Annotated in this window: 10 protein-coding genes; all 10 read left to right on the top strand. The window is 68.0% G+C overall.

Annotated features, from left to right (window positions below; genetic code table 11):
- Positions 1–13: 13 nt before the first annotated feature.
- Positions 14–1,159: a molecular chaperone DnaJ gene (gene dnaJ, locus ACAG25_RS01490; RefSeq protein ID WP_370486515.1), complete on the top strand. Its 1,146-nt coding sequence runs from the start codon at positions 14–16 to the stop codon at positions 1,157–1,159.
- A gap of 12 nt (positions 1,160–1,171) precedes the next feature.
- Positions 1,172–1,927, top strand: a complete 756-nt coding sequence (locus tag ACAG25_RS01485; RefSeq protein WP_370486514.1) for a 16S rRNA (uracil(1498)-N(3))-methyltransferase — start codon at positions 1,172–1,174, stop codon at positions 1,925–1,927.
- An 81-nt stretch (positions 1,928–2,008) separates the two neighbouring features.
- Positions 2,009–2,440 (top strand): MmpS family transport accessory protein, encoded by a 432-nt coding sequence (locus tag ACAG25_RS01480; protein ID WP_370486833.1) that lies wholly within the window; start codon positions 2,009–2,011, stop codon positions 2,438–2,440.
- Positions 2,440–5,313, top strand: a complete 2,874-nt coding sequence (locus ACAG25_RS01475; protein WP_370486513.1) for an RND family transporter — start codon at positions 2,440–2,442, stop codon at positions 5,311–5,313. Before ACAG25_RS01480 ends, ACAG25_RS01475 begins: the two co-directional genes overlap by 1 nt.
- A 48-nt stretch (positions 5,314–5,361) precedes the next feature.
- On the top strand, positions 5,362–6,402 hold the full coding sequence (locus ACAG25_RS01470; protein WP_370486512.1) for a PhoH family protein: 1,041 nt from the start codon (positions 5,362–5,364) through the stop codon (positions 6,400–6,402).
- Positions 6,403–6,405: 3 nt separating this feature from the next.
- A complete protein-coding gene (ybeY, locus tag ACAG25_RS01465; protein WP_370486511.1) occupies positions 6,406–6,960 on the top strand; it encodes an rRNA maturation RNase YbeY in 555 nt (184 codons plus the stop codon).
- The gene (locus ACAG25_RS01460; protein WP_370486510.1) at positions 6,957–8,255 is read left to right on the top strand and encodes a hemolysin family protein; all 1,299 of its coding nucleotides are present in this window, start codon (positions 6,957–6,959) and stop codon (positions 8,253–8,255) included. The genes ybeY and ACAG25_RS01460 overlap by 4 nt, the downstream gene beginning before the upstream one ends.
- A complete protein-coding gene (locus tag ACAG25_RS01455) occupies positions 8,252–8,569 on the top strand; it encodes a cytidine deaminase (RefSeq protein WP_370486509.1) in 318 nt (105 codons plus the stop codon). The genes ACAG25_RS01460 and ACAG25_RS01455 overlap by 4 nt, the downstream gene beginning before the upstream one ends.
- Entirely contained in the window at positions 8,566–9,465 is a 900-nt protein-coding gene (gene era / locus ACAG25_RS01450; protein ID WP_370486508.1) for a GTPase Era, read from the top strand. The genes ACAG25_RS01455 and era overlap by 4 nt, the downstream gene beginning before the upstream one ends.
- A gap of 78 nt (positions 9,466–9,543) precedes the next feature.
- Positions 9,544–12,699, top strand: coding sequence for an adenylate/guanylate cyclase domain-containing protein (locus ACAG25_RS01445; protein WP_370486507.1), 3,156 nt, complete (start codon positions 9,544–9,546; stop codon positions 12,697–12,699).
- Positions 12,700–12,723: the final 24 nt, after the last annotated feature.

Genomic DNA, 12,723 nt, shown 5'->3' with positions numbered 1-12,723 from the left:
GGAAAGGTACAGCGTGGCACGCGATTACTACGGGCTGCTCGGGGTGAGCAGAGGCGCCAGCGACACGGAGATCAAGCGCGCCTACCGCAAGCTGGCCCGCGAACTGCATCCGGATGTCAACCCAGACGAAGAGGCTCAGGCGCGGTTCAAGGAGATCAGCGCCGCCTACGAGGTGCTCAGCGATCCGGAGAAGCGCCGCATCGTCGACATGGGCGGCGATCCGCTGGAGTCCGCGGCGGCCGGGCCCGGCGGGTTCGGCGGGTTCGGCGGCCTCGGGGACGTGTTCGAGGCGTTCTTCGGTGGCGGCACCGCATCCCGCGGTCCGGTCGGGCGCGTCCGACCCGGCTCGGATTCCCTGCTGCGGATGCGGCTGGACCTCGAGGAGTGCGCAACCGGCGTCACCAAGCAGGTCACCGTCGACACCGCGGTGCTGTGCGACCTGTGCCACGGCAAAGGCACCAACGGCAATTCGACGCCGGTGGCGTGCGACACCTGCGGTGGGCGCGGCGAGATCCAGACGGTGCAGCGTTCGCTGCTCGGTCAGGTGATGACCTCGCGTCCGTGCCCGGTGTGCGGCGGGGTCGGCGAAGTCATCCCCGACCCCTGTAATCGCTGCTCCGGCGACGGCCGGGTACGGGCCCGGCGCGAGATCAGCGTCAAGATCCCGGCCGGCGTCGGCGACGGCATGCGGGTGCGACTGGCCGCGCAGGGCGAGGTGGGTCCCGGCGGCGGACCCGCCGGCGACCTCTACGTCGAGGTGCACGAGAAGCCGCACGACGTGTTCGTGCGCGACGGCGACGACCTGCACTGCACCATCTCGGTGCCGATGGTCGACGCCGCCCTCGGTACCACGGTGACGGTCGACGCGATTCTCGACGGACCGATCGAGATCGAGATCGCCGCGGGCACCCAGCCGGGCTCGGTGACCACGTTGCGCGGCCACGGTATGCCGCACCTGCGGTCCGGGGTGCGCGGAAACCTGCATGCGCACATCGACGTGATGATCCCGACGCGACTGGACCACGAGGACATCGAGTTGTTGCGGGCCTTCCGGGAACGCACCCGCGACTCCGCGGCGGTGCGCAACGCATCGGGCAACAACTCCTCCCACGGCGGAGGCCTGTTCTCGCGGCTGCGCGAGACCTTCACCGGGCGCTAGCGGGTCCGTCGCGTGCGCGACCTGTTCTACATCGACGCGGTGCCCGAGGTCGGTGAGTTGGCGGCCGTCGACGGTGAGGCCGGTTTCCACGCGTCCACCGTGCGCCGGATTCGGTCCGGAGAACATCTCGACCTGTCCGACGGGGCCGGCATCGTGGCGCACTGCGTCGTCGAGGACGTCACCAAGAGTGCGCTCTCTGCGCGGGTGCTCGATCGGCGATCCGTCGCGCGCCCGACCCCCACGGTCACCGTCGTGCAGGCCCTGCCCAAGTCGGACCGCTCCGAACTCGCGGTCGAATTGGCGACCGAGGCCGGAGCCGACGCAGTGCTGGCCTGGCAGGCCGCGCGGTGCGTGGCCCGCTGGGATGGTGCGGCCAAGGTCGACAAAGGGCTGCGACGCTGGCGCGCGGTGGCCCGCTCGGCGGCGCGGCAGTCCCGGCGGCCGCACATACCCGACGTCGACGGCGTCCTCGGAACACCGGATGTGGTGGACCTGGCGCGCGCTGCGGAGGGTGCGGTGCTGGTGCTGCACGAATCGGCCACCGTGTTCCTTGCCGAGGCGGTGCCCGCGCAGGCGCGATCGCTGACGCTCGTCGTCGGCCCGGAAGGCGGAATCACCGACGAGGAACTGTCGGCGCTGACCGCCGCGGGCGCCGTCGCGGTGCGGCTGGGACCGTCCGTGCTGCGGACGTCCACCGCCGCTGCGGTGGCTCTAGGCGCGCTCGGCGTCCTGACCCCACGGTGGCGACCGGAAACCCCCGGGGGGTAGTCGCCGCGCGAGAAGTTAGATAGGTTAGCCTTCCCTCTACCCGTCACAAGCCAGGCCTGCGCCCCTCTCGAAGGACCTCCGATTCTCACCCGTCTGACCCGAGCGTGGATACCGCTCGTCTTGGTGATCGTGCTCGTCGTCGGCGGCTTCGCAGTGTGGCGGCTGCGGAACATGTTCGCCGCCAACCCTTTACCGACCTACGCGGGAAGCATGACCGAGGATTCCGACAAGTCCGACCCGAAGATCCTGCGCTACGAGATCTGGGGTGAACCCGGCGCGGTGGCCGACATCAACTACGTCGACGACGAGGGCGATCCCAACCAGCTGGTCGGCGTGCCCCTGCCGTGGTCGATCGACATCGAAACCGATGCCGTGGCGATATCGGGCAACATCGTCGCCCAGGGCAACGGCAACTTCATCGGCTGCCGCATCACCGCCGACGACGAGGTCAAGGACGAACGCACCATCTCCAACGTCAGCGCCTACATCTACTGCTTCACCAAGGCCGCCTGATGCGTGCTGCCGGCACCCGCCTGGAATTGCGGGAACCCCGTCCGCTCCCGCTGTGGATCCGGCGTCTGGCGCTACCGATCGTGCTGGGCTGGGTGCTGCTGGCCGTCGCGCTGAACGTGTTGGTTCCGCAGCTGGAGGTCGTCGCGGCCAAGAACTCGGTGTCGATGAGCCCGAGCAACGCCCCCTCGATGCAGGCGATGGCCGACATGGGCCGGCTGTTCGAGGAGTCCGACTCGGACTCCGTCGCGTTGATCGTGCTGGAGAGCGAGACCGACCAACCGCTCGGCGACGACGCACACGCGTACTACGACGGCTTGATCGCCGAGCTGACCGCCGCCTCCGAACACGTCCGCAACATCCAGGACCTGTGGGGCGACCCGCTCACCGAGGCCGCCGCCCAGAGCTCCGACGGCCGAGCCGCCTACGCCACGCTCAACCTCGCCGGCAACATGGGCGAGACCGAGTCCAACGAGGCCGTCGCGGCAGTCCGCGACATCGTGGCCAACTCACCGCCGCCGCCCGGAATCAAGGTGCACGTGACCGGGCCGGCGCCGCTGATCGCCGACGTGAACATCGCGGGCGAGACCAGCATGGCCTTCGTGCTGCTGGTCACCTTCGTGGTGATCATCGTGCTGCTGCTGTTCTTCTACCGCTCGGTGTCCACCGTGCTGCTGCTGCTCGGCGTCGTGGTGACCCAGCTGCTGGTGGCCCGCGGTGTCGTCGCCGCGCTGGCGCACTACGAGATCATCGGGCTGTCCACGTACGCGACCAACCTGCTGATCTCGCTGGCCGTGGCCGCCGGCACCGACTACGCGATCTTCCTCGTCGGCCGCTACCAGGAGGCGCGCACCTCGGGGGCCACCCACGAAGAGGCCTACTACGAGATGTTCCGCGGCACCGCGCACGTGGTGCTGGGCTCCGGTCTGACCATCGCCGGCGCCATGTTCTGTCTGTCGTTCACCCGGATGCCGTACTTCCAGAGCATGGGCGTGCCGTGCGCCGTCGGCATCATCGCCGGGGTGACCGTCGCGCTGACGCTGGGCCCGGCGGTGGTGTCCATCGGCAGCCGGTTCGGTCTGCTGGAACCCAAGCGCGCCATGCGGATCCGCGCCTGGCGGCGGGTCGGCACCACGGTGGTCCGCTGGCCCGGACCCATCCTGGTGGCCTCGCTGGCGTTGTCGTTCATCGGGCTGGCGGCGCTGCCCGGCTACCAGACCAGCTACGACGACACCAAGTACGTCCCGGAGTCCATCCCGGCCAACGCCGGGCTGCAGGCCGCCACCGAGCACTTCTCGCTGTCGCGGATGAGTCCGGAGATCCTGCTGGTCGAGTCCGACCGCGACCTGCGCAACCCGTCGGACTTCCTGGTCCTCGACCGCCTCGCCAAGCGCGTCTTCGCCGTCGAGGGCGTCGCCCGGGTGATGGCGCCGAGCCGGCCGGACGGCGCACCGATCCAGAACACCTCGATCCCGTTCCTGATCAGCATGCAGGGCGTCGGTCAGCAGCAGAACATGAAGCTGATGAAGGACCGCATGGCCGACATGAAGGTCCAGGCCGAAGATCTGGGCCGCACCATCGGGACCATGCGCCACCTGTACGACCTGATGACGAAGCTGTCGAACGTCACCCTCGTGATGATCGACGACTTCACCGAACTGCAGACGACGGTGCACCAGATCCGCGACATGATCGCCAACTTCGACGACCAGTTCCGCCCGATCCGCAGCTACTTCTACTGGGAACCGCACTGCTACAACATCCCGCTGTGTTGGTCCTTCCGGTCGCTGTTCGACTCCATGGACGGCATCAGCACCATGACCGAGTCGTTCGACAAGACGCTGGTGAACATGGAGCAGATGCGGGTGCTGCTGCCGCAGATGCTGGTGTCGTTCCCCCCGATGATCGAGACCATGGAAAACATGCGTCACATGATGCTGACGACGTACGCCACCATGGGCGGCTTCTACGACCAGATGGACGAGATGAGCCAGAACTCGACCGAGATGGGGAAGGCGTTCGACGAGGCCCGCAACGACGACTCGTTCTATCTGCCGCCGGAAGTGTTCGAGAACAAGGACTTCCAGCGCGCCATGGAGAGCTTCTTCTCGCCAGACGGCAAGACCGTTCGGCTGCTGGTCTCCCACCGCGGGGACCCGACCACCCCGGAAGCATTGGCCCGCGTCGAACCGATCAAGATCGCCGCGATCGAGGCGCTGAAGGGCACCCCGCTCGAGGACGCCAAGATCCAACTCGGCGGTACCGCCGCCACGTTCAAGGACATGTCCGACGGGTCGCGCTACGACATGATGATCGCGATCCTGGCCGCGCTGTGCCTGGTCTTGATGATCATGCTGGTGCTCACGCGCAGTCTGGTCGCCGCGATCGTCATCGTGGGCACCGTGGCGCTGTCGCTGGGTGCGTCGTTCGGTGTGTCAGTGCTGATCTGGCAGCACATCATCGGCGTCGAACTGCACTGGATGGTGCTGGTGATGTCGATCATCGCGCTGATCGCCGTCGGTTCGGACTACAACCTGCTGTTGGTGTCACGGTTCAAGGAGGAGATCCACGCCGGCATCAAGACCGGCATCATCCGCTCGATCGGCGGCACCGGCAGCGTCGTCACCGTCGCCGGCGTGGTGTTCGCGCTGACCATGGCGTCGATGGTGGTCAGCGACCTGCGGGTGATCGCCCAGGTCGGCACCACGATCGGTCTGGGCCTGCTGTTCGACACCTTCGTCGTGCGCGCGTTCATGATGCCGTCGATCGCGACCCTGCTGGGCCGCTGGTTCTGGTGGCCGCAGGTGGTCCGTGAGCGCCCGCTGCGTCAGCGCCCGCAACCACAACCGTTGGGCACGCAGACAGAGCAGGGCTAAACTGGGGCTTTCCCGTCGCCGAACCAGGAAGCAGGCAGAAAGCACCACGTGGCGCCCCGCGAGAACGCAAGCTCGGACACCGTTGGCCAGACAGTCCGCAGCAGCCTCACAGTTCCGCCCGACCTCGTCGTAGGCCTGCTCGGCTCATCGGACGAGAATCTGCGGGCGTTGGAAGACCTGCTCGCCGCCGACATCCACGCCCGCGGCAACGCGATCAACCTGGTCGGCGAGCCCGCCGACGTCGCGCTGGCCGAACGGGCGATCTCGGAGCTGATCGAGATCGTGGCCAGCGGCCAGCCGTTGACGCCCGACACCGTGCGACACAGCGTCGCCATGCTGACCGGCACCGGCGAGCAGTCACCGGCCGAGGTGCTCACGCTCGACATCCTGTCGCGTCGTGGCAAGACCATCCGGCCCAAGACGCTGAACCAGAAGCACTACGTCGACGCCATCGACGCCCACACCATCGTGTTCGGCATCGGACCGGCCGGCACCGGCAAGACGTATCTCGCGATGGCCAAGGCCGTCAGCGCGCTGCAGAGCAAGCAGGTCAGCCGCATCATCCTGACCCGTCCCGCGGTGGAGGCCGGCGAACGGCTCGGCTTCCTGCCCGGCACGCTGAGCGAGAAGATCGACCCGTACCTGCGGCCGCTCTACGACGCGCTGCACGACATGATGGATCCCGAGCTGATCCCGAAGCTGATGAGCGCCGGGGTGATCGAGGTGGCTCCGCTGGCATATATGCGGGGCCGGACCCTCAACGATGCGTTCATCATCCTCGACGAGGCGCAGAACACCACCGCCGAGCAGATGAAGATGTTCCTCACCCGGCTGGGCTTCGGCTCCAAGATCGTCGTCACCGGTGACGTCACCCAGATGGATCTGCCCGGCGGGGCGACGTCCGGGTTGCGTGCGGCGATGCGGATTCTGGACAACGTCGACGACATCCACTTCGCGGAGCTCACCAGTGCCGACGTGGTGCGCCACCGGCTGGTCTCCGAGATCGTCGACGCCTACGCCAGAGCCGAGGAACCGACCCTGATGAACCGTGCGCAACGACGCAGCACCGGCAGTCGGCCGAGGCGGTAGGGCATGAGCATCGAGGTGTCCAACGAATCGGGCATCGACGTCTCCGAAGAGGAACTCATCAGCGTCGCGCAGTTCGTGATCCGCAAGATGGACGTCAACCCGGGTGCCGAACTGTCGATGGTGCTGCTCGACACCGCGGCCATGGCAGATCTGCACATGCGCTGGATGGACCTGCCCGGGCCGACCGACGTGATGAGCTTCCCGATGGACGAGCTCGAGCCCGGTGGCCGCCCGGACGCACCGGATCCCGGCCCGTCCATGCTCGGCGACATCGTCTTGTGCCCGGAGTTCGCCGCCAAACAGGCCGCCGACGCCGGCCACACGCTGGGCCAGGAGCTGGCACTGCTGACCGTGCACGGCGTGCTGCATCTGCTCGGTTACGACCACGCCGAGCCCGACGAGGAAAAAGAGATGTTCGCCCTGCAGCGTCAGCTGCTCGAGGAGTGGGTGGCCGAGCAGGTCGAGGCCTACCACAAAGACCGGCAACTGCAGCGCGACCGCCTGCTGCTGGACAAGTCCCGGTACTTCGACGAGCTGTCCGACGGCGACCAGCGGTGACCGGCGCCGGTCAGCTGATCAGCGCGATCGTGCTGGTCGCGTTCGGCGGGCTGTTCGCCGCGATCGACGCCGCGTTGAGCACCGTATCGATGGCACGCGTGGAGGAACTGGTCCGCGACGAGCGTCCCGGCGCGGTGCGTCTGTCGCGGGTGATGGGCGAACGGCCGCGCTTCATCAACCTGATCGTGTTGCTGCGCATCACCTGCGAGGTCAGCGCCACGGTGCTGCTGGCGGCCTACCTCGACGGCCACCTCGGGGTGACGTGGGGTCTGGTGGCCGCCGCCGCGATCATGGTGGTGGTCAGCTTCGTGGCGATCGGCGTCGGTCCCCGCACCCTCGGCCGGCAGAACGCCTACACCATCGCGCTGCTGACCGCCCTTCCGCTGCAAGCGATCTCGGTGTTGTTGCTTCCCGTCAGCCGGCTGCTGGTGCTGCTGGGCAACGCGCTGACCCCGGGCCGCGGGTTCCGCAACGGGCCGTTCGCGTCGGAGATCGAGCTGCGCGAGGTGGTCGACCTGGCCCAGCAGCGCGGCGTGGTCGCCGACGACGAGCGCCGGATGATCCAATCCGTGTTCGAGCTCGGCGACACCGCCGCGCGCGAGGTGATGGTGCCGCGCACCGAGATGGTGTGGATCGAAAGTGACAAAACCGCCGGCCAAGCAACGTCTTTGGCGGTGCGCAGCGGACACTCCCGGATCCCGGTGATCGGCGAGAACGTCGACGACATCGTCGGCGTCGTCTACCTCAAGGATCTTGTGCAGCGGACGTACTACTCGACGACCGGCGGACGGGACACCAAGGTCTCCGATGTGATGCGGGCCGCGGCCTTCGTGCCCGACTCCAAACCGCTCGACGAACTGCTGCGCGACATGCAACGGGACCGCGTACACATGGTGCTGCTGGTCGACGAATACGGTGCGATTGCCGGCCTGGTCACCATCGAGGACGTGCTCGAGGAGATCGTCGGCGAGATCGCCGACGAGTACGACGTCGACGAGGTCGCCCCGGTCGAGGAACTCGGCGACGGCCGCTACCGGGTGTCGTCGCGGCTGCCGATCGAGGACCTCAGTGAGCTCTACGACGTGGAGTTCGACGAGGATCTCGATGTCGACACGGTGGGCGGTCTGCTGGCCCTCGAGTTGGGTCGGGTGCCGCTGCCCGGCGCGGAGGTGCGGTGGGACGGCCTGCTGCTGCGTGCCGAAGGTGGACCAGACCCGCGCGGACGCGTGCGCATCGGCACCGTCCTGGTCAGCCGTGTCGAACCCGAACCCGACGTCGAAGAGGTCGATAGATGAGTGAACTCGACGCAGAGGACGCCAAGCTGGTCGTCCTGGCGCGTGGCGCGATGGGTCGAGCCGACGCCGAAAGCGGTGCGGCCGTTCGTGATTGCGATGGACGCACCTACGCCGCGGCGCCGGTCACGCTCGACGCGCTGCGCCTGACCGCGCTGCAGGCCGCGGTCGCCGCCGCGGTGTCCAGCGGCGCCACCGGAGTGGAAGCCGCGGTGCTGGTCGGCGGATCTCCCGACGATCCCGGCGTCGCCGCGGTGCGCGAGTTGTCCGCCGCCGCCGCCGTCATCGTCACCGACCGTGCGGGTACCGTGCAGTGACCGAATTCCGTTCGGGCTTCGTGTGTTTCGTCGGCCGGCCCAACACCGGCAAGTCGACGCTGACCAATGCGCTGGTCGGTTCCAAGGTCGCGATCACCTCCAATCGGCCCCAGACCACCCGCCACACCATCCGCGGCATCGTGCACCGTGACGACTTCCAGATCGTGCTGGTGGACACGCCCGGTCTGCACCGCCCGCGCACCCTGCTCGGGCAACGTCTCAACGACCTGGTCAAGGACACCTACTCCGAGGTCGACGTCATCGGCCTGTGCATCCCGGCCGACGAGCGGATCGGACCGGGGGACCGGTGGATCCACGAGCAGATCCGTGCGGTGGCGCCGCGCACCAGGTTGATCGCCATCGTCACCAAGATCGACAAGGTCAACAAGGAGCGCGTCGCTGAACAACTGGTGGCGGTCAGCGAACTCGTCGGCCCGGACACCGACATCGTTCCCGTCTCGGCGACCTCCGGCGCCCAGCTCGACGTGCTGACCGACGTGCTGGTGGCACAGCTGCCGCCGGGACCGGCGTTCTATCCCGACGGGGAGCTGACCGACGAACCCGAAGAAGTGCTCATGGCCGAGCTGATCCGCGAGGCCGCACTGGAAGGCGTCCGCGACGAGTTGCCCCATTCGCTGGCGGTCGTCATCGACGAGGTCGAACAACGCCCCGACCGAGACGATCTCATCGACGTGCGCGCCATCCTCTACGTGGAACGCGACTCGCAGAAGGGCATCGTGATCGGCAAGGGCGGGGCGCGTCTGCGCGAGGTGGGTACCGCGGCCCGCACCCAGATCGAGAAGTTGCTCGGGACCAAGGTGTTCCTCGACCTGCGCGTCAAGGTCGCGAAGAACTGGCAACGCGACCCCAAACAGTTGGGCCGGCTCGGGTTCTGAACCCTTCCGGTCGAACCCCATGCGCCGTAGGGTGAGCGCACCGGGGTAGTCGCAACCCCCGGGATCGGCGGTCCTGCGATGAGCGTGCGGTGCCAATCCTGCGGTACTCGGTCAAGGGCGAACGCGAAGTTCTGTGACGAGTGCGGCGCCACGCTGGACTCTGTCGGTGACCCCGCCGAATACAAGTTCGTCACCGTGCTGTTCGCCGACGTGGTCCGTTCGATGGAACTGGCGGCGACACTGGAGCTGGAACGCTACCGCGAGGTGATGGGCGCCCTGGTGAGCAGGGTCGCCGCTGTGGTGGCGCGCTATGGCGGAGGTCAGGTCGACTACACCGGTGACGGTGTGATGGCGGTGTTCGGCGCGCCGGTCGCCATGGAGGACCACGCCTTTCGGGCCTGCCTGGCCGCTCTGGAGATGCAGCGGGAGGTCGGGCGATTCGCCGAGGAGGTGCAACAGACCGACGGTGTGACAGTGCGTGTGCGGGTGGGCCTCAACTCCGGGCAGGTGATCGCCGGAGACATCGGAACGGCCCCGCTGGCCTACACGGCCACCGGCGAGACCGTCGGGTTTGCTCAGCGCATGGAATCGGTGGCCCCGGCGGGAGGGGTGATGCTCTCGGAAGCCACCGCACAGCAGGTCGAGGCCGTCGTGGTGCTGTCCGAGCCGCAGCTGGTGCGCATCAAAGGCGCCGACGCCTCGGTCGAAGCCCGGCAACTACTGTCGATCCGCCCGCGAAGCCACACCTCCGGACGGATGGAGGCGAGTCTGGTCGGTCGGGGGTGGGAGTGCTCGGTGCTCGACGCGATGCTCGACCGCGCCATCGCCGGTCGCGGGGGTGTGGTCCAGATCGGGGGACCGCCCGGCATCGGCAAGAGCCGGGTGGCCCGCGAGGCCGCGGTCATGGCGCAGGCGCGCGGCGTCGAGGTGTTCTGGAGCTTCTGCGAGTCGCACACCGTCAAGGTGCCGTTGCACGCCGTGGCGCACCTGCTGCGGGCCACCAGCGGGGTCGCCGACAGCGAGGGCCAGGTCGCGAGAATGCGGCTGCGCGAAAGTGTGCCGCGATGCGTCGATGAGCACGATCTGTTGCTGCTCGAAGACCTGCTCGGCATCGCCGAGGCCGGTGTGGCCCGACCGCCGATCGATCCGGAGGCGCGCCGGCGCCGGCTGACGGGACTGGTCAACACGATTGCGCTGGCCCGCACGCGACCGGCGCTGTGCATCGTCGAAGACGTGCATTGGATCGACTCGGTCAGCGAGGAGATGCTCGCCGAATTCCTCGCCGTCGTCTCGCGCACACCGGCGCTTGTGTTGATCACCGCGCGACCGGAGTATGCCGGCAGGCTGGCAGAGATCAGCGAAGCGCAGCGCATCTCGCTTGCGCCCCTGGATGACTCAGAAGTCGCGGCTCTGCTGACCGAGCTTCTGGGGTCGCACCCCTCGGTTGCCGAGCCGGCGGCAGCGATCGCCGCTCGGGCGGCGGGAAACCCGTTCTTCGTCGAGGAGATGGTCCGCGAGCTCGTACAGCGGGGAGTATTGAGCGGTCAGCCAGGTGCCTTCGTCTGCGCGACGAACATCGAGGAGGTCACGGTTCCGTCGACGGTGCACGCGATCATCGAGGCGCGACTCGACCGTCTGAGTTCGCCGGCCAAACGGACGCTCAGTGCGGCGTCGGTGATCGGCATCCGCTTCCGTGCGGATCTGCTCGCCGCGTTGGACGTCGAGCCCGTCTTCGACGAACTCTGTGGCGTCGGCATGATCGATCAGGTCCGGTTCACCCCCGTCGCCGAATACGCGTTCTGTCATCCGTTGATCCGCACAGTGGCCTACGAGTCGCAGTTGAAATCCGATCGGGCCGACTGGCATCGCCGAGTAGCCGCGGCGCTGGAAGAGGCCGCCGGGGAATCGGTCGACGAAGAGGCCTCCCTGATCGCCGAGCATCTGCAGGCAGCCGGCGAGTCGCGGTCCGCCTACGGCTGGCACATGCGAGCCGCGGCGTGGTCGGCCGGGCGCGATCTGGGCGCCGCCCGGATCAGCTGGGAACGCGCCCGGCGGATCGCCGACCAGGTGCCCGACGAGGATCCCGACGCGCTCGCGTTGCGCATCGCTCCGCGCACGATGCTGTGCGCGACCGAATGGCAGGGCCTTCGTGCAGGCCAGGGACGGTTCGAGGAACTTCGTGCGCTGTGCGCGCAGGCAGGTGACAAGTTCTCGCTGGCCATCGGGATGACCGGTCCGATGACCGAGCTGATGTACACCGGGAGATCGTCCGAGGGCGCGCACCTGGCGTCCGAACAGATGGCGCTCCTGGAATCGATCGGCGATTCCGCCGCGACCGTCGGTCTGGTGATCGTGCCGATCTGCACGTGGTTCGACCTGGGGCAGTTCCGTGAAGTATGGCGGTTGTCGCAGACGGCCGTCGAGCTGGCGGAGGGAGACCCCGCCATGGGTTCCGGGTTCGGATTCGGGTCACCGCTGGCGGCAGCCCTGGTATGGCGAGGGACCGCGGGTTTGTGGCTGGGCCGCCCCGGTTGGCAGGACGACCTCGATGCGGCTGTCGACATGGCCCGCCGCAGCGATCCGACCTCGTTCGCCGCCATCGTCACCTGGTCCTGCGCCGCAATCCACTACGGGTTGATGCCCACCGACGATGCGACGCTCGAACTGATCGAAGAGGGGGTGCGGACCGCCGAAGGGTCCAGCAACGTCGGTGTCACCCTCATCACCTACACCCATGGTGTGGCATTGCTGAACTGTCGCGATGTCGAGCGTCGGGCACGCGGACTGCAGGTGATGGCGCGGGCGCGCGAGATGTTCGTGCGCGAGGACGCGACCTTCCTCGCGACCGTCGCCGATCTGTGGACCGCATGGGAGAACTTCCGCAGCGGCGACGCGGAACGGTCTCTGGAGGCGATGCGCGCGGGCGTCGACGAACTCGGGCGGGCCGGTCGTGTGTACTACGGACTGTGGGGCGCCTCGGCGCTGGTGGAATCGCTGCTGACGCGTGGCCGGACGGCAGATCTGGCCGAGGCCCGCCGGGTGACCGAGGTATGGGCGAACCACGTCGATGAGAGCGAGGCGATTCCTCGGCTCACCCTGTTGCGGATGCGCACCTTGTTGGCGTGGGCCGGCGGCGACCGGCCCGGCGCGCGGAACCTGTTGGCGCAATACTGCGCTGCGGCCGAGGCGCTCGGCCTCGACAACGATCCTGAATGGGCGGCGGCGCTGGTCTGAGGACCTGGCCGGGCCGACGCCGAA

The sequence above is a fragment of the Mycobacterium sp. pV006 genome (assembly GCF_041287115.1).
GTDB lineage: Bacteria > Actinomycetota > Actinomycetes > Mycobacteriales > Mycobacteriaceae > Mycobacterium.
Note: the sequence above shows the minus strand (reverse complement) of the source record. Positions and strands in the feature narration are given on the sequence as shown.

Coding starts and splice junctions, on each gene's coding strand:
- ACAG25_RS01475 (WP_370486513.1), top strand. CDS start 2,440: ATGCGTGCTGCCGGCACCCGCCTGGAATTGCGGGAACCCCGTCCGCTC.
- ACAG25_RS01445 (WP_370486507.1), top strand. CDS start 9,544: ATGAGCGTGCGGTGCCAATCCTGCGGTACTCGGTCAAGGGCGAACGCG.
- ybeY (WP_370486511.1), top strand. CDS start 6,406: ATGAGCATCGAGGTGTCCAACGAATCGGGCATCGACGTCTCCGAAGAG.
- ACAG25_RS01455 (WP_370486509.1), top strand. CDS start 8,252: ATGAGTGAACTCGACGCAGAGGACGCCAAGCTGGTCGTCCTGGCGCGT.